The organism is Kocuria sp. UCD-OTCP, assembly GCF_000349605.1.
Classification (GTDB): domain Bacteria; phylum Actinomycetota; class Actinomycetes; order Actinomycetales; family Micrococcaceae; genus Kocuria; species Kocuria rosea.
In genome coordinates, this window is sequence record NZ_KB714683.1 from 203537 (window position 1) to 227450 (window position 23914).

The 23914-nt window shown below is 75.0% G+C and carries 21 protein-coding genes and 1 riboswitch; of the genes, 12 read left to right on the forward strand and 9 right to left on the reverse strand.

Translation table 11 applies throughout. From position 1 onward, the window contains the following. Position 1 precedes the first annotated feature (1 nt). Positions 2-643 carry a hypothetical protein gene (locus H488_RS36265; protein WP_017834826.1) on the reverse strand — a complete coding sequence of 214 codons (642 nt, stop codon included), beginning with the start codon at positions 641-643 and terminating at the stop codon, positions 2-4. Further along, positions 640-1443, reverse strand: coding sequence for a glycosyltransferase family A protein (locus H488_RS34560; protein WP_017834827.1), 804 nt, complete (start codon positions 1441-1443; stop codon positions 640-642). Before H488_RS34560 ends, H488_RS36265 begins: the two co-directional genes overlap by 4 nt. Before the next feature lie 38 nt (positions 1444-1481). On the opposite strand from H488_RS34560, the gene H488_RS34565 reads away from it, so the two are divergent. The 5 genes from H488_RS34565 to H488_RS34580 all read left to right on the forward strand — a co-directional run bounded on the left by H488_RS34565 (position 1482) and on the right by H488_RS34580 (position 7267). Then, positions 1482-2087 (forward strand): MarR family winged helix-turn-helix transcriptional regulator, encoded by a 606-nt coding sequence (locus tag H488_RS34565; RefSeq protein WP_017834828.1) that lies wholly within the window; start codon positions 1482-1484, stop codon positions 2085-2087. 143 nt (positions 2088-2230) lie between these two features. Beyond that, the gene (locus H488_RS34570; protein WP_031283749.1) at positions 2231-3253 is read left to right on the forward strand and encodes a polyprenyl synthetase family protein; all 1023 of its coding nucleotides are present in this window, start codon (positions 2231-2233) and stop codon (positions 3251-3253) included. Further along, entirely contained in the window at positions 3250-5736 is a 2487-nt protein-coding gene (gene crtI / locus H488_RS0119195; RefSeq protein ID WP_017834830.1) for a phytoene desaturase family protein, read from the forward strand. Before H488_RS34570 ends, crtI begins: the two co-directional genes overlap by 4 nt. Then, the gene (locus H488_RS34575; RefSeq protein ID WP_017834831.1) at positions 5733-6089 is read left to right on the forward strand and encodes a lycopene cyclase domain-containing protein; all 357 of its coding nucleotides are present in this window, start codon (positions 5733-5735) and stop codon (positions 6087-6089) included. The genes crtI and H488_RS34575 overlap by 4 nt, the downstream gene beginning before the upstream one ends. Then, entirely contained in the window at positions 6086-7267 is a 1182-nt protein-coding gene (locus tag H488_RS34580; protein ID WP_017834832.1) for a prenyltransferase, read from the forward strand. The genes H488_RS34575 and H488_RS34580 overlap by 4 nt, the downstream gene beginning before the upstream one ends. Positions 7268-7311: 44 nt before the next feature. On the opposite strand, the gene H488_RS34585 is transcribed toward H488_RS34580, so the two are convergent. Both H488_RS34585 and H488_RS34590 read right to left on the reverse strand, forming a co-directional pair. Continuing rightward, positions 7312-8745 carry a phytoene desaturase family protein gene (locus tag H488_RS34585; protein ID WP_017834833.1) on the reverse strand — a complete coding sequence of 478 codons (1434 nt, stop codon included), beginning with the start codon at positions 8743-8745 and terminating at the stop codon, positions 7312-7314. Further along, complete coding sequence (locus tag H488_RS34590; RefSeq protein WP_017834834.1) at positions 8742-9608, reverse strand: UbiA family prenyltransferase; 867 nt, start codon at positions 9606-9608, stop codon at positions 8742-8744. Before H488_RS34590 ends, H488_RS34585 begins: the two co-directional genes overlap by 4 nt. 161 nt (positions 9609-9769) lie before the next feature. Here H488_RS34590 and H488_RS34595 point away from each other — a divergent pair, with 161 nt between their 5' ends. From H488_RS34595 to H488_RS34600, 3 genes are all read left to right on the forward strand, one after another. Continuing rightward, a complete protein-coding gene (locus H488_RS34595) occupies positions 9770-10963 on the forward strand; it encodes a glycosyltransferase (protein ID WP_017834835.1) in 1194 nt (397 codons plus the stop codon). A gap of 187 nt (positions 10964-11150) precedes the next feature. After that, the gene (locus tag H488_RS37530; protein ID WP_017834836.1) at positions 11151-11312 is read left to right on the forward strand and encodes a hypothetical protein; all 162 of its coding nucleotides are present in this window, start codon (positions 11151-11153) and stop codon (positions 11310-11312) included. 78 nt (positions 11313-11390) lie between these two features. Continuing rightward, positions 11391-12644 carry an alpha-hydroxy acid oxidase gene (locus H488_RS34600; RefSeq protein WP_017834837.1) on the forward strand — a complete coding sequence of 418 codons (1254 nt, stop codon included), beginning with the start codon at positions 11391-11393 and terminating at the stop codon, positions 12642-12644. Positions 12645-12862: 218 nt separating this feature from the next. Here H488_RS34600 and H488_RS34605 read toward each other — a convergent pair whose 3' ends face one another. The 3 genes from H488_RS34605 to H488_RS34615 are packed head-to-tail and all read right to left on the reverse strand — an operon-like array spanning position 12863 to position 16598. Then, complete coding sequence (locus H488_RS34605) at positions 12863-14374, reverse strand: dihydrolipoamide acetyltransferase family protein (protein WP_017834838.1); 1512 nt, start codon at positions 14372-14374, stop codon at positions 12863-12865. Positions 14375-14376: 2 nt separating this feature from the next. Beyond that, positions 14377-15426: an alpha-ketoacid dehydrogenase subunit beta gene (locus H488_RS34610; RefSeq protein WP_017834839.1), complete on the reverse strand. Its 1050-nt coding sequence runs from the start codon at positions 15424-15426 to the stop codon at positions 14377-14379. Next, complete coding sequence (locus H488_RS34615; protein ID WP_017834840.1) at positions 15423-16598, reverse strand: thiamine pyrophosphate-dependent enzyme; 1176 nt, start codon at positions 16596-16598, stop codon at positions 15423-15425. Before H488_RS34615 ends, H488_RS34610 begins: the two co-directional genes overlap by 4 nt. A 242-nt stretch (positions 16599-16840) precedes the next feature. On the opposite strand from H488_RS34615, the gene H488_RS34620 reads away from it, so the two are divergent. The 3 genes from H488_RS34620 to H488_RS34630 all read left to right on the forward strand — a co-directional run bounded on the left by H488_RS34620 (position 16841) and on the right by H488_RS34630 (position 20090). Further along, a complete protein-coding gene (locus tag H488_RS34620; protein ID WP_017834841.1) occupies positions 16841-17293 on the forward strand; it encodes an Lrp/AsnC family transcriptional regulator in 453 nt (150 codons plus the stop codon). 113 nt (positions 17294-17406) lie between these two features. After that, a riboswitch (SAM riboswitch) is annotated at positions 17407-17528 on the forward strand. A 37-nt stretch (positions 17529-17565) separates the two neighbouring features. Further along, entirely contained in the window at positions 17566-18894 is a 1329-nt protein-coding gene (locus H488_RS34625; RefSeq protein WP_017834842.1) for an O-acetylhomoserine aminocarboxypropyltransferase/cysteine synthase family protein, read from the forward strand. A gap of 8 nt (positions 18895-18902) precedes the next feature. Then, complete coding sequence (locus tag H488_RS34630) at positions 18903-20090, forward strand: cystathionine gamma-synthase (protein WP_017834843.1); 1188 nt, start codon at positions 18903-18905, stop codon at positions 20088-20090. A gap of 80 nt (positions 20091-20170) precedes the next feature. On the opposite strand, the gene H488_RS34635 is transcribed toward H488_RS34630, so the two are convergent. Then, positions 20171-21298, reverse strand: a complete 1128-nt coding sequence (locus tag H488_RS34635; protein ID WP_237740476.1) for a tellurite resistance/C4-dicarboxylate transporter family protein — start codon at positions 21296-21298, stop codon at positions 20171-20173. An 87-nt stretch (positions 21299-21385) separates the two neighbouring features. On the opposite strand from H488_RS34635, the gene H488_RS34640 reads away from it, so the two are divergent. Next, entirely contained in the window at positions 21386-22285 is a 900-nt protein-coding gene (locus H488_RS34640) for a sulfurtransferase (RefSeq protein ID WP_017834845.1), read from the forward strand. On the opposite strand, the gene H488_RS34645 is transcribed toward H488_RS34640, so the two are convergent. Next, positions 22251-23822 carry an SDR family oxidoreductase gene (locus H488_RS34645; RefSeq protein ID WP_017834846.1) on the reverse strand — a complete coding sequence of 524 codons (1572 nt, stop codon included), beginning with the start codon at positions 23820-23822 and terminating at the stop codon, positions 22251-22253. The two genes, H488_RS34640 and H488_RS34645, sit on opposite strands and share 35 nt — an antisense overlap. Positions 23823-23914 lie beyond the last annotated feature (92 nt).

Genomic DNA, 23914 nt, shown 5'->3' on the forward strand with positions numbered 1-23914 from the left:
GTCAGTCCTTCGTCTCGGTGGTGTCCGGGTCCTCGGCGGCGTGCCGCCTCCCGACGGCGTCCCGGGGTCCGGTGCGGTCCGGCGGGCCGGCGGCGTCCCCGTCCGGACGGGTGCCGCCGGAGGCGTCCGCCCGCTGCCGGGCCCAGGTGCCCAGGATCCCGGCGACCACCGCCCCGGCGTGGCCGGCGGCCATGTCGCCCATGGTGTCCAGGTAGCCCACGTTCACCTGGGGGTCCACCAGGTAGTAGCCGGCGAACTCGAGGTACTCCCACACGAGGGCCAGTGCCGCGCCCAGGGAGCTGACCAGGACCACGTGGGAGACCGGGCCGGGGGACGAGAGCCGGGACCACCGCTCGAGGGCGCGGAACGTCAGCTCGGCCAGCACCGCGGTGGCCGCGAAGTGGACGACCAGGTCCCAGTGGTCGTACCTCTCGTAGAGCAGGAACACGGAGCTCCAGGCCGCGACCAGCAGCGTCAGGTCCGTGATGATCTCCAGGGCCGCGGGCAGCCGGGCCCGCCACGTGATGGTGATGGCCAGGCACACGAGCATCATCACGGAGGCGCCCACGGCGTCGAAGAACAGGGCGGTGAGCAGCACGGAGAGCGGGCCGAGCCACCGCACCGCCAGGGCGAGCCGGCTCATGCGCGGCCCCCCGGCAGCCGGTGCCCCAGGCGCGCCTGCCACCGCTCCCACGGGCGCTCGTCGGCCCAGTTGAGCCGGATCGTCCGGAAGGCGCGCGCCAGCCGGCGGACGGCGGGGCGCCCGCCCCGCAGCGCCCGCGGGGACATGCCCACGGACAGGCCGGGCCGGAAGAGGATCCGGTGCGCCGGGTCCAGCCGGAAGCTGAGGTCGAAGTCGTCGTGCAGCTCCGGGTCGTGCCGGTGGACGCCGTCCCGGACCTCGAGCCACCAGGAGCGGCGCATCGCCATGTTGGTGCCGAACAGGGGAGGGTGGGCCAGCGCGGCGGCCGTGCTGAGCACGTACAGGCCGATGTAGAGCGCGGAGAGCAGCCGGTCGAGGCCGGGCGGCAGGCCGTGGAAGCGGCCCGGGCCGGCCACGGCAACCACGTCGGGGCGGGACGCAAGGGCCGCGAGCAGCCCGGCGATCCACTCCGGGCCGGGGACGGTGTCCGCGTCGCAGCGCACCACCACCTCCCCCCGGGCGGCGTCGTAGCCGGCGGCCGCGGCGGGCGGGATGCCCGGCGCGGGCTCGAACACCACGCGGGCCCCGGCGGCGCGGGCCACGTCCGCGGTGCCGTCGCTCGAGGCGTTGTCCACCACCACGACCTCGTCCGGCGGCCGGGTCTGCGCGGCGAGCAGCCCCAGGCAGCGCGCCAGGTGCACGGCGTCGTCACGGGCCGGCACGACCACGGACACCGTGGGGGCGCCGGACGCCCCCGCGGGTGGGTGGCCGGGTCCGGTCGGGTCTCTGCTCTCCGTCATGGCCCCATTCTCTCGCGCCCGCGCCCTAGAATCGGCACATGCAGTCCGACGAGGGCACGATGAGCACGTCCGGCGCCGCGGCGCCGGGCGGCGGCGCGCACCGGGGGCGGCGCGGCTTCGACGTGCTCTTCCTGCTGCAGCAGTTCAGCACCGAGGCCGAGCGGTACGCGGACCAGGTCCGCCGCCGCTTCGGGCTGGCGCACAAGGACGTCCACGCCCTCAACGAGGTCATGCAGGCCAACCGCGCCGGCCGCCCGATCCGCGCCGGGGACATCGCCCGCCGACTCGTGCTCAGCGGCTCGGCGACCACCACGGTGATCAAGCGCCTGGTCTCCGCGGGACACCTGGTGCGCGCGGTCGACCCCCGTGACCGCCGGGAGGTCAGCCTGCAGGCCACCGAGCACGCCTACCGCTCCGGCCGCCGGATGTTCGCGGCCATGGGCGAGGAGGTCCTGGCGGTGCTCGACGACTGCACCGACGAGGAGATCGACGTCCTGCGGCGGCGCCTGCCCCAGCTCACCGAGGCGGTCCGCCGGGCCGGTCACCGGGCAGGGGAGGGCGAGCCCGAGGTCGGGGCGGCCACCGGGGGGACCCCGCCCGCGGCGGCTCCGGAGGGCCCCGGGAGGGCTCCGCGCCCGGCGTGACACGGACAATTGATTCGATTTTCGAAGGACTGTGGTGGAATGGGGGAATGGTGACGGTCTTCTCGCGCGAATCGGCCTTCTCGAGCGCTCGTCCGGGCACCGGGACGCGGTCCGGGCACGGCGGGGGGCGGGAGCCTGCCCGGGTGCCCGTCCTGGAGGAGTTCCTCGCCGAGGCCACCGGCCGCGCCGAGGCCGTGGACCCCGGCTTCGCCCGGCTGTGGGGCGAGGTCGCCCGGCTCAGCTCCGGCGGCAAGCAGATCCGTCCGCACCTCGTGCGGCTCACGGCCGGCGCCTATCCCGCGCCTGAGCCGGACCCCGTGGTCGAGTCCGTCGGGGCGGCGTTCGAGCTGCTGCACACCGCCCTCATCGTGCACGACGACGTCATCGACCAGGACGAGCTGCGCCGGCACCAGCCCACCATCAACGCCGCCGCGGCCTCCCGGGCGTTCGCGTCCGGCTCGGGGCCGGACCAGGCGCGCCAGTACGGCGCGAGCGTGGGCGTCATCGCCGGGGACCTCGCCCTGGCCGGCGCGTACCGGCTCGTGGCCCGCTCCGGGCTCTCGCCCGAGCGGCTGCCCCGGGTCCTCGACCTGCTCGACGCCGCCCTGTTCTCCTCGGCCGCGGGCGAGCTGCTCGACGTCGACCACACCCTGCCCGGGGCCCGTCCCGGCCGCGAGCAGATCCTCGCGGCCACGTGCCTGAAGACCGCGGTCTACTCCTTCGAGACCCCCCTGCAGGCCGGGGGAGTGCTCGGCGGGGCCCCCGACCGGGACGTGGAGGTGCTCGGGCGCCTCGGCCGGACCGTGGGCACCGCCTACCAGCTCGTGGACGACCTGCTCGGCGTCTTCGGCGACCCGGAGGCCACGGGCAAGTCCGCGGTCAGCGACCTGCGGGAGGGCAAGCGGACCATGCTCGTGGCCGCCGCCCAGCGCACGCCCGCCGGTGAGGAGCTCGACGCGATCCTGGGCCGCCACGAGATCAGCAGCGAGCACGCCCTGCGCGCCCGCGACCTGCTCGAGCAGTGCGGGGCGCGGCAGGAGGTCGAGGACATGGTCGCCGGGTGCGCGGCCGAGGCCCGTGCCCTGCTCGACGCCGCGGGGCTGCCCCCCGCCCTCGAGGAGGACCTGCGCCGCATCGTGGCCGGGGCCACGGAGCGCATCCGGTGACCGCCGCCCAGCACACCGGGTCACCGGCCGAGGCCGCCGCCCGGTACGACGCCACCGCCCAGCAGGCCGCCGCGACCGTCATCCGCCGCTACTCCACGTCCTTCGGCCTCGCCTGCCGGCTGCTGGGCCCGGAGATCCGCCCGCACGTCTACGCCGTCTACGCCCTGGTGCGGATCGCCGACGAGATCGTCGACGGCGCCAGCGCCGGCGCCGGCGTCCCGCCCCGGGGCTCGCGGGAGCTGCTGGACGGCCTCGAGGACGAGACGTACGGGGCGATCGAGCGCGGCTTCAGCAGCAACCTCGTGGTGCACGCCTTCGCCCGCACCGCGCGCCACGCGGGGATCGGCCCCGACCTCGTGCGCCCGTTCTTCGCGTCCATGCGCGCCGACCTCAGCGAGGACCGGCACAGCGCCGACTCCCTCGACGAGTACGTGTACGGCTCGGCCGAGGTCGTGGGGCTGATGTGCCTGCAGGTCTTCCTGGCCGGCCGCACCGTGCCCGAGCGGCGCCGCGCGCAGCTCGTGGCGGGGGCCCGCCGCCTGGGCGCGGCGTTCCAGAAGGTCAACTTCCTGCGCGACCTGGCCGAGGACTACGGGGAGCTCGGCCGCGTGTACTTCCCCGGCGTGGAGCCGGGGGAGTTCTCCGAGACCGAGAAGAACCGCCTCCTCGACGACATCGACGCCGACCTCGCGGCCGCCCGCGCGGTCATCGACGACCTGCCGGGGTCCTCCCGCGCCGCCGTCCTCGCCGCCCACGACCTGTTCCGGGAGCTGTCCGTGCGGATCCGCGCCACCCCTGCCCGGGAGCTGCTGAGCTCCCGCATCCGCGTGCCGAACCCCCGCAAGGCCGCGCTCGCCGCGGCCGCCGTGGTCAGGGCGCACACCCGCCGCCGCCCCACCGGGCCCCGGGGGCGGCACGCCGTGGTGGTGGGGGCCGGAATCGCCGGGCTCGCCGCCGCGGGCCTGCTCGCGAAGGACGGGTGGGACGTGACCGTCCTGGAGCGCGGGAGCACGACGGGCGGGCGCGCCGGACGGCTCGAGCGGGACGGCTTCCGCTTCGACACCGGGCCCTCCTGGTACCTCATGCCGGAGGTCTTCGACCACTTCTTCCGGCTCATGGGCTCCAGCGCCGCCCAGGAGCTCGAGCTGCTCCGCCTGGACCCCGCCTACCGGGTCTGGGGCGAGCGCTACGAGCAGCCCATCGACATCCGCTCGGACCTCGAGGACACCGTGGCGCTGTTCGAGTCCGTGGAGCCCGGGGCGGGCGAGCGGATCCGGGCGTACCTGGCCTCCGCGAAGCGGACCTACCAGCTGGCCGTCGACCACTTCCTCTACACCTCCTACGCCTCGTTCACGCCGCTGCTCACCCGGCCGGTCGTGCGGGGCCTGCCCGAGCTCGCCCGGCACCTCACCGGCTCGCTGCACGACTTCGCCGCCGGCACCGTGCAGGACACGCGGCTGCGGCAGGTGCTCGGCTACCCCGCCGTCTTCCTGGCCAGCGCGCCCCGGATGACGCCGTCGCTCTACCACCTCATGAGCCACATGGACCTCACGGACTCCGTCCAGTACCCGCAGGGCGGGTTCCGCCGGGTCGTCGAGGCCGTCGAGCGGCTCGCCGTCGCCCACGGGGCACGGATCCGGACGGGCGCGGACGTGGTGCGGATCAGCACCTCCCCGGCCGCCGAGGGCCCCGTCCGGGCCACCGGCGTCGTGTGGCGGGACGCGGACGGGGCGGAGCACGAGCTGGCGGCGGACGTCGTCGTCTCGGCCGCGGACCTGCACCACACCGAGACCGCGCTGCTCCCGCGCGAGCTGCAGAGCTACCCGCAGCGGTACTGGGACCGGCGCCAGACCGGCCCCGGCGCGGTGCTCGTGATGCTCGGGGTCCGCGGAGAGCTGCCCGAGCTCCCGCACCACAGCCTGTTCTTCAGCGAGGACTGGGACACGAACTTCCGGGCGATCTTCGAGGAGCCCACGAGCGTCCCGGACCCCGCGTCCGTCTACGTCTGCAAGCCCTCGGCGACCGACCCCGGCGTGGCCCCGGACGGGCACGAGAACCTCTTCGTGCTGATCCCGGTCCCCGCCGACCCCGCGCTGGGCGCGGGCGGACCGGACGGCACCGGCTCCCCGCGGGTCGAGGCCGTCGCGGACCGGGTGATCGACCAGGTCGCGGCGTGGGCCGGTGTGCCGGACCTGCGGGAGCGCGTGGTGGTGCGCCACACCGTGGGCCCCGAGGACTTCCGGCGGGACTTCAACTCCTGGCGCGGCAACGTGCTCGGTCCCGCCCACGTGCTCAAGCAGTCCGCGTTCTTCCGGGGCGCCAACCGCAGCCGGAAGGTCGCCGGCCTGCACTACTGCGGGGCCTCGACGATCCCCGGCATCGGCCTGCCGATGTGCCTGATCAGCGCGGAGATCCTGCTCAAGGACCTGCGCGGGGACACCTCCACCGGACCGCTGGCAGAACCCCTGGTGTCGCGCGGATGAGCTTCGTGTACCTCGGCTTCCTGCTCCTCAGCCTGGCCGGGATGGTGCTCCTCGACGTGCGGGAGCGGCTGTTCTTCGCCCAGGACCCCCGCCGGGCGGCCCTCGTGCTGCTCGCTGGCCTGGTGTTCTTCCTCGCCTGGGACGTCGCCGGGATCAGCCTCGGGATCTTCCTGCACAGCCGCAGCGCGTGGGCGACCGGCTGGATGGTCGCCCCGCAGATCCCCGTCGAGGAGGTCGTGTTCCTCGTGTTCCTCTGCTACCTGACGATGAACCTCGTCCGGCTCACGGAGAAGGCGCTGGCGCGCCGCTCCGCGGCGGCCGGTCCGGCCCGCGGAGGAGCGGACGCCCCGTGACCTACGCCCTCGTGATCCCCGTCTTCCTCGCGCTCGCCCTGACCCCGGCCACCCTGCTGGTCCGCCGGCCCTCCCCGGCGCCGCCGCGGCGCCGGGCCCTGGCCGTGCTCGGGATCTCCTTCGCCGTGCTCGCGCTGCTGACGGTCGTGTTCGACAACCTCATGATCGCCGCCGGGTTCTTCGACTACGGGGCCGGGCACATCACGGAGCTGCGGATCGGCCTCGTGCCGGTCGAGGACTTCGCGTACCCGCTCGCCGCGCTGCTGCTGCTGCCCTCGCTGTGGTGGGGGCTGGCCGAGCGCGGCCGGCTCACCGCCACCGTGCGCACCCTGGTGGCCACCTCCCGGCCGGTCTCCTGGGTCAACACCGCCTACCCCTTCGCGGCGGCCTATGTCCTGACCACGGGCCGGGTGGACCTGCCCCTGGTGGTGGGGACGCTGTTCTTCCTCTTCCCGTACAACCTCCTGATGTACGGGATCAACGACGTCTTCGACTACGAGTCCGACCTCCGCAACCCCCGCAAGGGCGGTGTCGAGGGCGCGCTCGTGGACCGCTCCGAGCACCGGTCGGTCCTCGTGGGCTCGGTGCTGACGGCGCTGCCGTTCCTGGCGTACCTGTTCCTGGCGGGCGGGGCCGCCGCGGCGGGGGTGCTCGGGATCAGCCTGTTCGCGGTGGCGGCCTACAGCCTGAAGGGGCTGCGCTTCAAGGAGGTCCCGTTCCTGGACTCGGCGACCTCCGCCACCCACTTCGTGTCCCCGGCGGTCTACGGCCTCGTGCTCGCCGGCGCGGCCTGGTCGGGGGGACTCGTGGCCCTGTGCGCCGGGTTCTTCCTGTGGTCGATGGCCTCGCAGGCGTTCGGGGCCGTGCAGGATGTCCAGGCGGACCGGGAGGGCGGGCTGCGCTCGATCGCCACCGTCCTGGGCGCCCGCCCCACGGTGTGGGCCGCCGCGGCCCTCTACCTCGCCGCCGGGGTGCTCCTGCTGCTCGCCCCCTGGCCCGGGCCGGTCGGGTCCCTCCTGGTGCTGCCCTATCTCGCCAACCTCGTGCCGTTCCTGACCATCACGGACGCCGGCTGCGAGCGCGCCAACCGGGGCTGGCGGCGGTTCCTGTGGCTGAACTACCTCACCGGGTTCCTCGCGACGCTGCTGCTGCTCTGGGCGTGGGAGCTCGCCCGCTGATCGGCCGCCCGGCCCGGGGCGGGGACCTGCCGGGGGCTCCGGCCCTACCCGAGGCGCTTCAGCAGCTTGTCGGTCGAGATCATGGCGCCGCCCAGCACCGCGGGCAGCCCGCCGCCCGGGTGCACGGATGCGCCCACCCGCCACAGCCACGGCCGCAGCGGACTCGTGTGGGCCGGGGCGTGGAACGGGCCGCTGCGCCACGCGGGACGCACGGCGCCGTAGAGCGCCCCTCCTGCCGAGCCGTGCGCGGCGAAGTACGCGGGGTCCAGGATCTCCGCGCTCCGGAAGCGGTCCGTGATCGGCCCGGGCAGCCCGAGCACCCGCGCCGTGCGCTCGAGCTCGCGCGCGACGAACGGGTCCTCGAGGGTGTAGGACTTCCCGTTGGCCGGCGCGGTCAGCAGCAGGGCGAGCGTGGCCGCGCTGTTGGGGTGGCCCGCGTGCGCCGGGTAGTGGTTGGCGAAGGCCATGGTCTGCTCGGGCTCGGTCCCGGCCTCCAGGTCGGCGTAGAGGTCGGCGGGCCGGTCGGGCATGATCACCCCGTGCCGGGGCGTCCCCTCGGGCAGCTCGTGGTCGAGCACGGCGTAGACCGCGATCGCCGAGCAGCTGAGCCGGCGCGGGGCCCGGGGCGCGCGCCCGGCGAGCAGCCCGTCCAGCCGGTGGGCGTCGAGCCCGCTGACGACGGCGTCGGCCGGGTACGCGCCCCGGGCAGTCAGGACGCGCCGGCGGGCGACGGAGGTCACCGGCTCCCCGGTGCGGAGCTCGACCCCGGCGTCCACGGCGAGGCGCCGGAGCGCCTCGACGAGCTCGTAGACCCCGCCCCGGGGGATCCAGACGCCGTCGCGCGCCATGACGGCGGGCATGCTCGCGTACAGGGCCGGGGTCCGTGCCGGGCCGACACCGGCGTTGAGGGTGTGGATGGCGATGACCTCGCGCAGGCCCTCTGGCATCCAGGTGAGGCTGTCGAGGTAGTCGCGGGTCGTGAGCCGGCGCCCGTACAGCGTCCCGAGCCGGCCCAGCGCGGGATAGGCCGCCCGGTCCAGCACGTCGGTGGTCAGCAGCCGGGTGATGTCCGGGCCGAGCACGCCGTGCTCGGCCTCGAATCGGGTCCAGGCCGCGTGCCAGGGGTGCCCGGGCGGGACGGGCAGCTCGCACCGGGTGCCGCGGTAGTAGTACGTGCCGACCGCGGGCAGGCGCTCCAGCTCCAGCCCGGCGGTCTCCTCGGCCCTCGGCGCTCCGGCTCCCGCGGTGCCGGCGTCCCGCAGCCGGTCCAGGCGGTGGAGGAGCTCCTCCCACACCCCCGGGAAGGTGAAGAGGGACGGTCCGGTGTCCAGGCGCTGCCCCTCGGCCTCGAGCCGGCGGCTCTTGCCGCCGAGGTGGTCGGCGGCCTCGAGGAGGGTGACGCGGTGACCGGCGTGGCCGAGCAGCACGGCCGAGGTCAGCCCCCCGATCCCCCCGCCGACGACGACGACGCGGCTCACGGGTACAGCCCGAAGAACAGCGCCACCGTCAGCTGCACGCCGGCCACGGCGCCGGCGACGTAGGGGAACGCGATCGAGTACCGGTACAACCGGTGCCCGGTCCCCGGCCTCGGGTCCCGCAGGAGGGAGACCACGAGCCACCCGGCGATGAGCGCGTTGACCGCGGCCACCGGGAGGCTGACCAGCGCGAAGCCCAGCGTGGACACGGCCCACCAGCCGCCGCTCCACAGGGCCGTCCCGCGCGCGCCCAGCCGGACCGCCGTCGTCGTGATGGCCACCGCGCGGTCCTCCTCGATGTCCTGGACGGCGTCGAACGCGTGCTTGGCCACGCTCCAGGCCATCAGGCCGAGGGCCGCGGGCCACACGGGGGCCGCCCCGAGCGCGTGGGCGACGAAGACCAGCGGCAGCGCGTAGGCGGCGTTGCTCAGGGAGTCGAGGTATGCCCGGGCCTTGAAGCGCAGGGGAGGGGCCGAGTAGAACACGAAGACCAGGACGTACAGCGCGATCCAGCCCAGCGCGGCCGGGGGCAGGGTCACGGCGAACCAGACGACGAACGGCACATTGGTGACGAGCACCGCGGTCAGGATCGTGCGCACCTCCTCGGACCGGATGAGGGCTCCCTCGAGCGAGCCCTTGCGGGGGTTGAGGGCGTCGGTGTCCTGGTCGAAGACGTCGTTGACGCCGTAGATCAGCAGGTTGAAGGGGAGGGTGAGCCACAGCAGCAGCGGCAGTGCCTCCCACTGCCAGAGCGAGCCCGCCAGCCACATGCCCACCACGCCGGTGCCCAGGGCGTTGATCCAGAGCACCGGTCGCGAGATGTGCACGATCCGCTGGAGCGCGGGGGCGAATCCGGCCTGGGGCACGGCGGCGGACCTCCTCGGACGTCAGGTGACCCGGGGGTCCGGGTGCACCCCACACTACGTCGGTTCCGGGGCCGGTGCGGCGGCGGGCCCCGGCGGTCCCGGGGTGCTCCGCCGGTCCGTTCGTGCGCCGTCCCGCCGCGGGGCAGACTGTGGGGGTGCGCATGATGCTGCTGACCTCCGGAACCCGCGGCGACGTGGAGCCCTTCGCGGCCCTGGCCCGGCACGCCGCCGCACAGGGCCACCGGGTCCGGCTGGGGGTGCCGGAGAACTCCGGGGTGGACCTGGCCGGGATCGACACCGTCGGCCTGGACGTGGACTTCCACCGGCTGATGGACGCCCCCGGGGCCTCGCCGCGGGCGGCGGTGCACCACGTCCGCGCGGAGGTCCGCCCCGGGATGCGGCGGATGTTCTCCGCGGCGGTGCGCGAGACCCTGGCGTTCGACCCGGACCTGGTCCTGCACCACCCGCTGATTCTCAGCGCGCCGGCCGTGGCCGACGCCCTCGGCGTCCCCCGCGCGCTCGCCGAGTTCGTGCCCGTGGCGACGCCCACCCGGGAGTTCTCCGCACCGGGCGGGCCCACGGTCTCGAAGGACCTCGGGCGGTTCAACCGGGCGACCTACGCGGTGCCCCGCGGCGGCGCCCGGCTGTTCCGCCGGGACGTCGAGCACGCGTGCCGGCAGCTGCCCGGCGGCCGGGCGCCCCGGCACCCCGCACCCTCCCGCGCCACGCTGATGGGGATCAGCCCGCAGCTGCTGCCCCGGCCCGCCGACTGGCCGGCCCGGGTGCACCTGACCGGTGCCTGGCACCCCGGCGCGGCCGCCCCCGCCCCGGACCCGGCGGTGGCCGAGTTCGTCCGGGGCGGGCCGTGCCTGGTGGCGACCTTCGGGTCCATGGCGGCCGGGGACCCGTCCGCGCGGGGGAGGACGGTCGTGGACAGCGCGCGCGCCCACGGGCTGCGGACCCTCCTGGTCACGGGCTGGGGCGGTCTGTCCCTGCCGCCGGACCGCCGCGGCGAGGACGTGCTGGTGGTGCCGGCCGCCCCGCTGGGCGCCCTGCTCCCGGACGCCGCGGTGGCGGTCCACCACGGCGGAGCCGGGACGGTGCACGCGGTGGCCCGTGCGGGCGTCCCGTCCGTGGTGGTGCCCTTCCTCGTCGACCAGCCCTTCTGGGGCCGGCAGCTGCACCGGCTCGGCATCGCCGCGGCCCCCATCCCGCGCCGGTCGCTGACGGCGGAGGCCCTGGTCCCCGCCGTGGGCGACGCCCTCGCCCGCCGGGAGCGGGCGCAGCGCGTGGGGCGCGCGGTCCGGGCGGAGCAGGGCCTGGACACCGCCCTCGACGTCCTCACCGGCCTCTGAGCGCGGGCCGCCTCCCGGGGCACGTCCCCGGGATCTCGTGACCGGGCCGGCGACCCCGGCAGAAATCATCAGCGGGGCTGACGGATCAGCATGGGAAAACATCGCTGTTCCGCACGGATGACGCCCCCGATACTGGAGGGACCGGGCGACGCCCCGCCCGCCGCCACCCCTCCCGGAGGACTGCACCATGACCGTCGACCTGCTCCCGCCCCGTTCCCCCCGGACCTCCTCGCGCCCGGACGACGCCGCCGGCCGCGGACCGGCGGCACCGCTCCTCCGGGGCGGGCGGCACAGCTGGGCCGACGTCGAGCAGGACTGCCCGTACTGCGCGGGTCCCGAGACCGACTGAACGGCGCCCCGCCCGAGGCGTCGTCGGGGCCTCCGACGTAGTGTGGTCGGGAACACCCCGACCGTCAGGAGGTCCGCCGTGGAACGGCGTCTGCCCCAGTGGTCCGAGCTGCGCCCGCTCCTGCAGTTCGAGCCCCCCGCCCTCGACCGCCGCGCGGCCCGGCTCGCCCGGGCCGCGGACCTCTGGGACCTGCGCCGGATCGCCCGCCGCCGCACCCCGCGCCCGGCCTTCGACTACGCGGACGGCGCCGCCCAGCGCGAACTGACCCGCCGGCGTTCGCGGGAGGCGTTCGACGCGGTCGAGCTGCTGCCCCGGATCCTGCACGGCATCGCCGCTCCCGACCTGTCCACGCCGATCGCCGGGGCGCGGTCCGCGCTGCCGTTCGGGATCGCCCCGACCGGCTTCACCCGCTTCATGCACGCGGAGGGTGAGATCGGGGGAGTCCGCGCGGCGGAGCGGGCCGGCATCCCCTTCACGCTGTCCACCATGGGCACCCGCTCGCTGGAGGAGGTCGCCGCGGCCGGACCGGACGCGACCCGCTGGTTCCAGCTGTACCTGTGGAAGGACCGGGCCAGGTCCCGGGACCTGCTGGAGCGCGCCGCGGCCCACGGCTACGGCACCCTGCTCGTCACCGTGGACACCCCGGTGGCGGGCCAGCGGCTGCGGGACGTGCGCAACGGCATGGTCATCCCGCCCAGGCTGACGCTGCGGACGGTGGCCGACGCCTCCTACCGGCCCGAGTGGTGGTTCAACTTCCTCACCACCGACTCCCTGAAGTTCGCGTCCCTCTCGAGCACGAGCGCCGACCTGCCCACCATCACGAACTCGATGTTCGACCCGACCCTGTCCTACGCGGACCTCGAGTGGATCCGCTCCGTGTGGCCGGGGAAGCTCTTCGTGAAGGGGGTGCTGACCCGGGACGACGCCCGGCAGTCCCTGGCCGCCGGGGCCGACGGGCTGGTGGTCTCCAACCACGGCGGCCGCCAGCTGGACCGAGCCCCCGCCTCGCTGCACGCGCTGCCCGAGGTGCGGGACGAGGTGGGTGAGGGCGTCGAGCTGATCCTCGACTCCGGGGTGATGAGCGGCGCGGACGTGATCACCGCCCTGTGCGCCGGAGCGGACTTCGTGCTGATCGGCCGGGCCTACCTCTACGGGCTGATGTCCGGCGGGCAGCAGGGCGTGGAGCGGGCGATCGGGCTGCTGGCCGAGGAGGTGCGGATCAGCATGCAGCTGATGGGCGCCGAGACGGTCGCCGACCTGGGCCCGCACCTGCTCGGCGCCCGCCACCACCCCGCCCCCTCCCGCCGGGACACCCCGGCCGACCGGCGCTGAACCACCGGCCCCCGCACCGAGGAGTCGCGTTCCGCCTCCGCCGCTGCCGAGGGGTCGCGTTCCGCCTCCGCCGCTGCCGAGGGGTCGCGTTCAGTCGACATGTGGCCGCGATACCGACCGAATGCGACTCCTCGCGAGGGGGTGCGCCGGACGCGACCCCTCGCGATGGGGGTGCGCCGGACGCGACCCCTCGCGGGCGGCGGCGGGACCGGGGGCCGCTACAGGTCCGCGAGCACCGACACCGGGTTCTCCACCGCGTCGGCCACCATGCGCAGGAAGCCGCCGGCGGCCCCGCCGTCGCACACCCGGTGGTCGAACGCGAGGGAGAGCTGGGTGACCTTGCGGACGGCCAGCTGCCCGTCGACCACCCACGGGCGGTCGATGATCCGGCCGATCCCGAGGATCGCGACCTCCGGGTGGTTGATGATCGCCGCGGCCCCGTCCGTGCCGAACACCCCGTAGTTGTTGAGCGTGAACGTGGAGCCGGACAGCTCGGCGGGCCCGGCCTTGCCGGAGCGGGCGAGCTCGGTGAGCCGCCGGAGCTCGGCGTCGAGCCCGCGGGCGCTCAGGGTGTGCGCGCCGCGGATGTTCGGCACCACGAGCCCGCGGTCGGTCTGCGCCGCGAAGCCGAGGTTCACGCCGTCGAAGCGCACGATCTCCTGGCTGCCGTCCTCGAGGGTCTCGATCCGCGTGGCGAGCTCGGGGTGGCGGGCCAGGCCGGCGAGCACGAACCGCGCGATCAGCGCCATGAGCCCCGGGGCGGTCGCGGGGTCCTGGGCCTTGAGCTCGGCGCGCAGCTCCACCAGCCTCGTGGCGTCCACGTCCACCCAGACGGTGGCCTCGGGGATCTCGGCGCGGGAACGGGTCATGGCCTGCCCGATGACTTTGCGGATCCCGGAGACCGGGACCCGCTCCGCGACCCCGAGCCCCGTGCGGGCGTCCACGGCGGACGGCGCCGCGGTGGACGGCACCGGGGCGGGGGCCGACGACGACGGGGCCGTGCTCTCCCGCGCGGCCGGTGCGGCGGGGGCGGCCGCCGCGGTCACCACGTCCCGGCGCAGGATGAGCCCGCCGGGGCCCGAGCCGCGCACGGTGGAGATGTCGACCCCGCGGTCCTTGGCGAGCTTGCGCACGATCGGCGAGACGACCGTGGGCGCCAGGCGCGGGGCCGAGGCCATCGCGTCGTGGGCGGCACCCGCGGCCTGCTCCGCGGCCCGCGCGCGGGCGGGCTCGGGGACCGGCCGGGCGGCGGAGGCGGCCGGGCCGGTGGCACCGGCCCGCTTCGGCCGGCGCCGGCGTCCGGCCGTGCCGCCGGCGGGCGTGCCGTAGCCGATGAGCACGCTGCCCGATCCGGCGTCGTCGTCGGAGGCCGCGGCGACCGCGGAGGCCTCGGCGGCCGCCGCGGGGTCCGCCCCGGCGCGCTCCTCCTCCCGGTAGGACTGCCCGCCCTTCGGGCCGCCGCCCTGCGGGGCGGGCGTCCCGGCCCGGTCCGCGGTGTCGACGGAGATCAGCGGCGCGCCGACGTCGAGGGTCTGCCCCGAGGCGCCGTGCAGCTGGTGCACGGTCCCGGCGAAGGGGCAGGGCACCTCCACGGCGGACTTGGCGGTCTCCACCTCGGCGATCGGCTGGTCCACGGCGACGGTGTCGCCCACCTGGACGAGCCAGCTCACGAGCTCGGCCTCGGTCAGTCCCTCGCCGAGATCCGGCAGGGTGAACGTCTTCACGGTCATGGTCAGTCCTCCCACTGCAGGTCGTCCACGGCGTCGAGGATGCGGTCGACGCTCGGCAGGTAGTGCTCCTCGAGCTTGGGCGCCGGGTACGGGATGTCGAACCCGGTCACGCGGCGCACGGGCGCGGCCAGGGAGTGGAAGCAGCGCTCCTGGACGCGGGCCACGATCTCGGCGGCCACGGACGCGAAGCCCGGCGCCTCGGCCACGACCACCACGCGCCCGGTCTTCCGCACCGACGCGGCGACCGTCTCGTCGTCGAACGGGACGATGCTGCGCAGGTCCACGACCTCGAGCGAGCGCCCCTCGGCGGCGGCGGCCGCGGCGGCCGCCACGGCGGTCGGCACGGACGGCCCGTAGGCCAGCAGCGTGGCGTCCTCGCCGGCGCGGGCGACGACGGCGCGGCCCTCCCGGCGCTCGGGCGCCCCGTTCTCGTAGCGGTCCCTCAGCTCGGCCAGGTCCACGGGGGCCTTGGACCAGTAGAGCTTCTTGGGCTCGAAGAACACGACGGGGTCGTCCGAGTCGATCGCCTCGCGCAGCATGAGGTAGGCGTCCTCGACCGTGGCGGGGGTGAACACCTTCAGGCCCGGGGTGTGGGCGTAGTAGGCCTCGGAGGAGTCGCAGTGGTGCTCCACGCCGCCGATGCCGCCGGCGTAGGGGATGCGGATGACGATCGGCAGGCGCACGGCGCCGCGGGTGCGGTTGTGCATCTTCGCGATGTGCGAGGCGACCTGCTCGAAGGCCGGGTAGGCGAAGGCGTCGAACTGCATCTCGATGACGGGGCGCATCCGGTTCATCGCCATGCCCACGGCCATGCCGGCGATCCCGGACTCGGCCAGCGGGGTGTCGAAGCACCGGGTGCGGCCGAAGCGCTTCGTCAGCCCGTCGGTGATGCGGAAGACGCCGCCGAGGGTGCCGACGTCCTCGCCGAAGACGACGACGGCGGGGTCGGCGGCCAGCGCGTCGGCCAGGGCGGTGTTGAGCGCCTGGGCGAAGGTGGCGGGCTTGACCGCCGGGGCCTCGCCGGCCGGGGCGGGGGCGTGCAGGGTGCTCACTGTCCGGTCTCCTCTCGGGCGAGCTCGGCGGCCAGGAACTGCTCCTGCTCGGCGAGCTGCGGGGTCTGCTCGGTGTAGACGTGGCGGAACAGCTCGAGCGGGTCGATCTCCACGTCGGCGTTCATGCCGTCGCGCAGGGCCGTGGCGACGTCCTCGGCGGCGGCGGCGATGCGCTGCTCCGCCGCGTCGTCGAGCACGCCCTCGGCGCCGAGGTAGGCGCGCATCCGGGTCACCGGGTCCTTGGCGATCCACTCCTGCACCTCGGCGTCGTCCCGGTAGCGGGTGGCGTCGTCGGCGTTGGTGTGCGCCTGCATGCGGTAGGTGTGCGCCTCCACGAGGAGGGGCTCGGACTCGGAGCGGGCCAGGTCCACGGCGCGCCGCAGGGTGGCGAGCAGCGCCACGAGGTCGTTGCCGTCCACGCGCTCGCCGGCCATGCCGTAGCCGACCGCCTTGTGGGCGAGGCTCGGGGCCGCGGACTGCTGGGACAGGGGCACGGAGATCGCGTAGCCGTTGTTCTGCACGAAGAACACGACCGGCAGCTTGAACACGGCCGCGAAGTTCAGGGCCTCGTGGAAGTCGCCCTCACTGGTGGCGCCGTCCCCGCACATCGCCAGGACCACGGTGTCCTCGCCGCGCAGCTTGGCGGCGTGGGCCACGCCCACCGCGTGCAGCAGCTGGGTGGTGAGCGGGGTCGACTGGATGCCCACGTGGTGCTCGTGCGGGTCGTAGCCGCTGTGCCACTCGCCGCGGAAGATCGCCATGACCTGCATCGGGTCCACGCCCTTGGTCATGACCGCCACGGTGTCCCGGTAGGTGGGGAACAGCCAGTCGCCCTCCTCGAGGCACAGGGCGGCCGCCACCTGGCAGGCCTCCTGGCCGTGGCTGGACGGGTAGACGGCCATCCGGCCCTGGCGGACCAGCGCGGAGTTCTGGTCGTTGACCCGCCGCCCGACCACCAGCTTCTCGTAGGCGCCCAGCAGGACGTCCGGGGCCGGCAGCGGGTACTCGTGGCCGGGGCCGGTGCCCTGCTCCTCGGGGGCGAGCAGCCGCCCGCTCGGGTCGACCATGCGGATCTCGCCGCGGGCCGGGAGCATGTACTGCTCCGGTGTGATGCCGAAGCTCTGGGAGGCCCGGAGGATCGGGTCCTCGGGGGTCTCGACGGTCTGGCTCATGGTGTCCCCTCGGTCGGTCCCCGGTGCGGCCGCGGTCCGGGGAGGGCAGGAAGGTGGTGCGGCTCTGTCTCCCCAGTATGGGAACCGGGCATGGTTCGTATCCACAGAGCGGGGAAAATGCAGAAGTCTGAGACGGACAGTGCACCGCGCGTGGACGAAATGTTCTAGTGTGGCGTGGAGCACACGCATTCGTCCGACACGTTCCGGGCCCCGCGCCCGACCCCGCCCCGAAGGAGCCCGCCGTGCCCTCGACCCCCGTGCCGCTGGACGAGACCGACCGGAAGATCCTCGCGGAGCTGTCCCGGGACGCGAGGCAGTCCGTGACGGCGATCGCCGCGGCCGTGCACGTCTCCCGCGCCCACGCCTACGCCCGGATCAACCGGCTCCGGGACGAGGGGGTGATCCTGCGCTTCAGCACCGTGATCGACCCGGTCCGGGCGGGCCTGCAGGCCTCCGCGTACGTGACGCTCAAGCTCCAGCAGAACACCTGGCGGGAGCTGTGCGCCCAGCTCCAGGCGATCCCCGCCGTGCACCACATCGCCCTGGTGGGCGGGAACTTCGACGTCATGCTCCTCGTGCGGGCCGTGGACACCGTGCACCTGCGGCAGGTGATCTTCGAGCACGTCCAGCAGCTGCCCGGCGTGGTGGACACCCAGACGTTCCTGATCTTCGAGGACATCGACACCCGGGCCTGACGCGCCGGCCCCGCGCCGGGCCCGGCGCGCACGGCCGGCGTCACGAACCGTCACGGTCGTCATCTTCCGACGCGGAGGGACACCCACTACCTCTGCGCATAGTGTTGTTCCAGCTTCACGAGACGTGACCGCCAAGCTCCGACTTGGTCACGCACCAACCCCATGCTCATTGGGTGGTTCGGATGAGGAAGCGGCCTGCATCTTCCGCGGCGTGCCCACCGGGCCCGCGCGGATGACCGGTGCGGGTAAGAGCAAGGCACAGGAGCAGCGCCATGTCCATCCCCGTGACCGACCACGACCTCGCGACCCGGCAGATCCACGCCGGCACCCACGACCAGGTCACCCAGCGCACCCTGACGGTGCCGATCTACCAGACCGCGGCCTTCGAGTTCCCGGACTACGAGGCGGCCCGGCAGATGTTCGCCCAGACCCGGGCAGGCTTCACCTACACGCGCACCGGCAACCCCACGGTGGCCGTGCTCGAGCAGCGGATCAGCGACCTCGAGGGCGGCGCGGGCGCCGTGGCGACCGGCTCGGGCCAGTCCGCCGTGGCCGTAGCGCTGCTGGCCCTGCTCGGCCAGGGCGCCGGGAAGCACCTCGTGGCCTCCGAGAAGCTCTACGGGGGCACGGTGGACCTGCTCACCGACTCCTTCGCGGACTACGGCATCGAGGTCTCCTTCGTGGACCCCACCGCCCCGGGGGCGTGGGCCGCGGCCGTGCGCCCCGACACCCGCGCGTTCCTGCTCGAGTCCATCGGCAACCCGCTGGCCACCCTCCCGGACCTGCCCGGGATCGCCGACGTCGCGCGGACCGCCGGGGTGCCCGTCGTCGTCGACAACACCCTCGCGTCCCCGGCCCTGTACCGGCCGCTGGAGAAGGGCGCGGACATCGTGGTGCACTCGGCCACCAAGTTCCTGGGCGGGCACGGCAACGCGCTCGCCGGGGCGGTCGTGGACGGCGGGACCTTCGACTGGTCCGCCCGGCCGGACAAGTGGCCGCAGTTCACCCAGGCCCGCGCCCGCTGGGGCGGGCTCAGCCTCGTCGACAAGTGCGCCGCCGCCAGCCCCTACCTGCACCTGGTCCGGGCGAAGTACGTGCACGACCTCGGCACCACGCTCTCCCCGTTCAACGCCAGCCAGATCCTGCAGGGCACCGAGACCCTCGACCTGCGCGTGGCCCGCCACACGGCCTCGGCGCTGGCGGTGGCCGAGTTCCTGGCCGGGCACCCCGCCGTCGCCCGCGTCCACCACCCCGGCGTGCCCGGGGACCCCGGCGCCGGGATCGCGGCCCGGGACTTCCCGCGCGGGACCGGCTCCGTGTTCTCCTTCGACCTCGCCGCCCCGGACGGCGCCGTGGGCCCGTTCATCGACGCGCTCCGGCTGTTCAAGCTGGTCGCCAACATCGGGGACACCCGCAGCCTCGTGGCCCACCCGGCGGCCATGACGCACTGCCGCCTGACCCCCGAGCAGCGCCGGGCCGGCGGGATCGCCGAGACCACGATCCGGCTCTCGATCGGCCTCGAGTCCCCCCAGGACCTCGTGACCGACCTCGGCCAGGCCCTCGACACCGTCGTCACCGCCGTCCAGACCACCCGGAAGTGAGCCCCGCCATGACGTCCCCCACCGAGACCCGCACCCGCCACCGGGGCTTCACGACCACCGCCGTCCACGCCGGCCAGGAGCCCGACCCGCTGACCGGGGCGGTCATCCCGCCGATCTACCAGACCTCCACGTTCGCCCAGGACGGGATCAACGTGCTGCGCGCCGGGCACGAGTACAGCCGCGGCTCCAACCCCACCCGCAGCGGCTTCGAGGAGCAGCTCGCGGCCCTGGAGCGCGGCGAGCGGGGGTTCGCGTTCGCCTCGGGGATCGCGGCAGAGGACGCCCTGCTGCGCGCCGTGCTGCGCCCGGGCGACCACATCGTGCTCGGCGCCGACGGCTACGGCGGCACCAACCGGCTGATCACCCGGGTCCTCGCCCCGTGGGACATCGGGCACACGCCCGTGGAGATCACGGACCTCGACGCCGTCCGGGCGGCCGTGCGCCCCGGCGCCACGAAGGTGCTGTGGCTCGAGACGCCGTCCAACCCGCTGCTCGGCATCGCCGACGTCGCGGCGTGGGCGCAGCTGGCCCGGGACGCCGGGGCGCTGCTCGTCGTCGACAACACCTTCGCGTCCCCGTACCTGCAGACCCCCCTCGAGCTCGGCGCGCACGCCGTGGTGCACTCCACCACGAAGTACATCGGGGGGCACTCGGACGTGCTCGGCGGCGCCGTGGTCGTGGGCGCGGCCCAGTGGCGCGGGGCCCCGCTCGCCGAGGCGGTCGGCTTCCAGCAGTTCGCCGCCGGCGCCGTGGCGGGCCCCCAGGACAGCTACCTGGCCGCCCGCGGGCTCAAGACCCTGAGCCTGCGGATGGAGCGCCACCAGGACAACGCGCAGCGGATCGCCGAGTGGCTCCTGGAGCGCCCCGAGGTCGCGCAGGTGCTCTACCCCGGGCTGCCCGGGCACCCCGGCCACGCGCTCGCCGCCGCGCAGATGCGCGGGTTCGGCGGCATGGTCTCCTTCCGGCTGACCGGCGGGGAGGCCGTGGCCCGGGCGGTGGCGGAGGGCACCCGGCTGTACTCGCTGTCGGTGAGCCTGGGCGGGGTGGAGTCCCTGATCTGCTACCCCTCGGAGATGACGCACGCCTCCGTGAAGGGCACTGCGCTGGCCGTGCCCGTGGACCTGGTGCGGCTCTCGGTGGGCATCGAGGACGTCGAGGACCAGTTGGAGGACCTCGAGCGCGCGCTCACCGCCTGACCGGTCCTTTCCGCCCGGTCGGCTGCGCCGCCGGCGCCGCCGGCGCCGCCGGCGGCGCCGGCGGCGCCGGTTCCGCCGGGTCAGCGGGCGGCGCCCGGTCCGCCCCCTGGGTCCGGCCTGACGGCCGCGTCCGGCTCCGGCCAGGCCGGAGCCGGATCCTCCCGGCCGAGGAGCAGCCGGCGGACCAGGTGCACGAGCATGGCAGTGAACACCATCGCCCAGGCGCTCAGGGCCACCCACAGCCAGACGGCCCCGACCAGACCCACGATCGGCAGGTCGTCCGCGCGGCCCAGATAGATGCTGGCCACGGCGTACATCCCCAGCGGGAAGACCACACTCCACAGCGAGGACTCGTAGCGCAGCGGCACCCGGTGCAGGCGGTGGCGCCACCACCCGGCCGCCACCAGGGCCGGGATCAACCAGGTGGCGAACGCCCAGAAGACCAGGCCCAGACCCGCCACGAGCCCGCGGACCACAGCGACCATCGGGGTGTCGGACATCTCCACGATCCGGGAGGCCGCCAGCACGGTGATGGCGCACGCGCCCATCGCCACCCAGTACGGCGGGGTCAGGTCGACCGGCCGCAGCGGATAGAGCATCATGCGCAGCGTCACGAGCACGCCCGCCGCGGCGTAGAGGAACAGCCCCACGGACCAGCAGGCGACCGCGACGACGGAGAGCACGTGCCGCCAGGCGTCGCTGCCCACCACCGGGTCCAGGGCCGCGGCGGCCACGGCCACGGACTGGCTGGCCACCACCCAGATGAACCAGGTCCCGTTGGCGGTGCTGACCACGGGGCGGGTGCGCCGGGAGAGCACCGCGCTCCACGGGACCACGTAGCCGAGGCCCAGCCACACCGCCCCGGCGAGTCCTAGGAGCGCGGCCGTGGCCCCGTGCCAGCCCGTCGTCGCGAGCCGGGACGCCAGCACGTTCGTGCCGGCCACGAAGGTGAAGAAGCCGAACGCGCGGCGAGGGTCGAGGAACTCCACGACGAACTCTCGCCGGAAGACGGCGAACCGCCAGACGGTGAGCAGGCACAGCGCCGCCCAGCTGCCCGCGCACACCGCGAGCAGGGCCGTGGACAGCGCGGCGAAGCCCTGCATCTGCAGGCCCACCGAGAGGATGCCGCTGGCCATGACGAGGGCGAAGTAACCGGGCGCCAGGCCGCGGACGCCGCCGAGGACACGTTGTCGGAGCGATTCGGCCACCTGCCCAGGCTACCGGGGCCCCGCCCGCGGCCCCGCCCCGTGCGGCTGCCGGGACGGTACTGCCCCGGCGGAACTAGCCTTGGACGCATGAGCACCGGCACCCGGAACGACGACATCAGCGCATCGCTCGAGCTCCCCGGGCCCGTGGTGAGCACCCACTGGCTGGCCGAGCACCTCCAGGACCCCCGGCTGGTGCTCGTGGACGCGAGCTCCACGCTCAACCGGACCGACGAGGCCCTCCCCGGGGCGGTGCTCCTGGACCTGGACGGGGCCTTCTCGGACCCGTCCTCGGACCTGCCGCACACGGCGCCCCCGGCGGAGCAGCTGAGCGCGGCGGCCCGGGCGCTCGGCATCTCGCGCACGAGCACGGTGGTGGCCTACGACGCCAAGGGCGTCTTCGCGTCCGCCCGCGTCTGGTGGCTGCTCCGGACCGCGGGCTTCGACCGGGTCGCCGTCCTCGACGGCGGCCTCCCGGCGTGGGCCGCGGAGGGCCGGCCCACGGGGGCGCACGCCGCGCCGCCGGCCGAGCCCGGCGACGTGGAGCTCGTGCCCCGTCCGGGCGGCTTCGTCGGGGCGGAGGACGTCGCCCGCGCCCTGGCCGACCCGGACGCCACCGTCCTGGACGCCCGCTCCGCCGGCCGGTTCGCGGGCACCGAGCCCGAGCCGCGGCCGGGCCTGCGCCCCGGGCACATGCCGGGGGCGGTCAACCTGCCCTACACCGACCTGCAGGACGGGCAGGGGCGGCTGCTGCCGCTGCCGCAGCTGCGGGAGCGGATCGCGGCGGCCGCGCCCGAGGGGCGGCGGATCGTCACCAGCTGCGGCTCGGGCCTCACGGCGTGCGTCCTGGCGCTCGGCGCCCACCTCGCCGGCCGCGAGGACGTGACGGTCTACGACGGCTCCTGGAGCGAGTGGGGCCGCCCCGGTCCCCGGCCCGTGGCCGGCCCCGAGGGGCTCAGCCGCGGGCCGGGGTCTCCCCGGCAGGACTGATCCGCGCCGCGGCCTCGTCGGCCTGGTCTGCCTGGTCTGCCTGTCCCGGGGCGCCGGGGGCTGGGTCGTCCAGCGCGGCGGCGGTGGCGAGGATGTTGCGGGCCATGGACGGGAAGATGAAGCCGTGGAAGGGCCACACGCCCCACCAGTAGAGCCGGCCCGGCAGGCCCCGGGGGAAGAAGATGGCCCGCTGCGTGTACCGGCTGCCCTCGCCCTCGGGCTCCACGGACAGCTCGAGCCACGCCCGGCCGGGGGCGCGCATCTCGGCGTGCAGGAGCAGCTTGTGCCCCTCCTCCATGGCCTCGACGCGCCACCAGTCCACGTACTCGCCCACCTGCAGGTCCGTGGCGTCGCGGCGGCCGCGGTTCAGGCCGGCCCCGCCCACGAGCTTGTCCATGACGCCGCGGACCTGCCACGCCAGGGGCAGCGAGTACCAGCCGTTGCGCCCGCCGATGGACTCGACGACCCGCCACACCTGCTCGGGCCGCGCCGGGCCCGTGCGGCTGCGCTCGTCCACGAACACGGTGCGCCCCGCCCAGTCCGGGTCCGAGGGCAGCGGGTCCGCGGCCGCCTCGGAGGAGCTGTAGTGGACGTCCCACGTGGTCTCCACGGAGTTGTCCTCGATCTTCTTCAGCGCGAGCGCCACGGCGCGGCGGTAGCCGGCCAGCCCCTCGGGGGGCGGCGGGATGTGGTCGTCGATGTCGTGCTCGCCCGACACGGCGTCGTGCTGCAGCGACTGCACGAGCGGCACGGCCAGGCCCAGGGGGATCGGGGTGACCATGCCCACCCAGAACCCGGACAGCCGGGGCGCGGGGAGGGGGAAATGGAAGACCACCCGCCGGCGCAGCCCGGCCACCCGGGCGTAGCGGCGCATGGCGTCCGCGTAGGTCATGACGTCGCGGGAGCCGATGTCGAAGGTGCGGTTGAGGCCCTCCGGCAGATCCATGGCGTGGATCAGGTAGTACAGCACGTCACGGACGGCGATGGGCTCGATGCTGTTGGTCACCCAGGACGGCGCCGGCATGATCGGGAGGGTGTCGCCGAGGTGGCGGATCATCTCGAAGGACGCCGAGCCGGAGCCGATGACCACGCCGGCCTGGAAGACCACCGCCGGGACCGAGCTCGCGAGCAGGATCTCGCCCACCCGGACCCGGGAGCGCATGTGCTGGGACAGCTCCACGCCCTGGGGGTGCAGCCCCGAGAGGTAGACGATGCGCCGCACCCCGGCCCGCTCCGCGGCCCGGGCCACGGTCCGGGCCATCTCGGCCTCCTCCTCCTCGAACTCCCGGGAGCCGCCCATGGAGTGCACCAGGTAGTAGAGGGTGTGCACGTCCTGGCACGCGGCGGTCATCCCGTCGAGGTCGTTGAGGTCTGTCTCGGCGACCTCCACCCGGTCCCGCCACGGCACGGCGCGCAGCTTGCCGGGGGACCGGACGGCGACGCGCACGGTGTGCCCGGCCTCCAGCATCCTGGGCGCCAGGCGCCCTCCGATGTAACCGGTGGCACCGGTGATGAGGACGCGCTGGGGAGAGCTCATGGCCTGCCTTTCGTGCGGGTCCCGCGAGCCTACCAACGCCGCCCGACAGGAGCCCGGCCCGGTCCCGGCACGCGGAACGGCCGCGTGCCGGA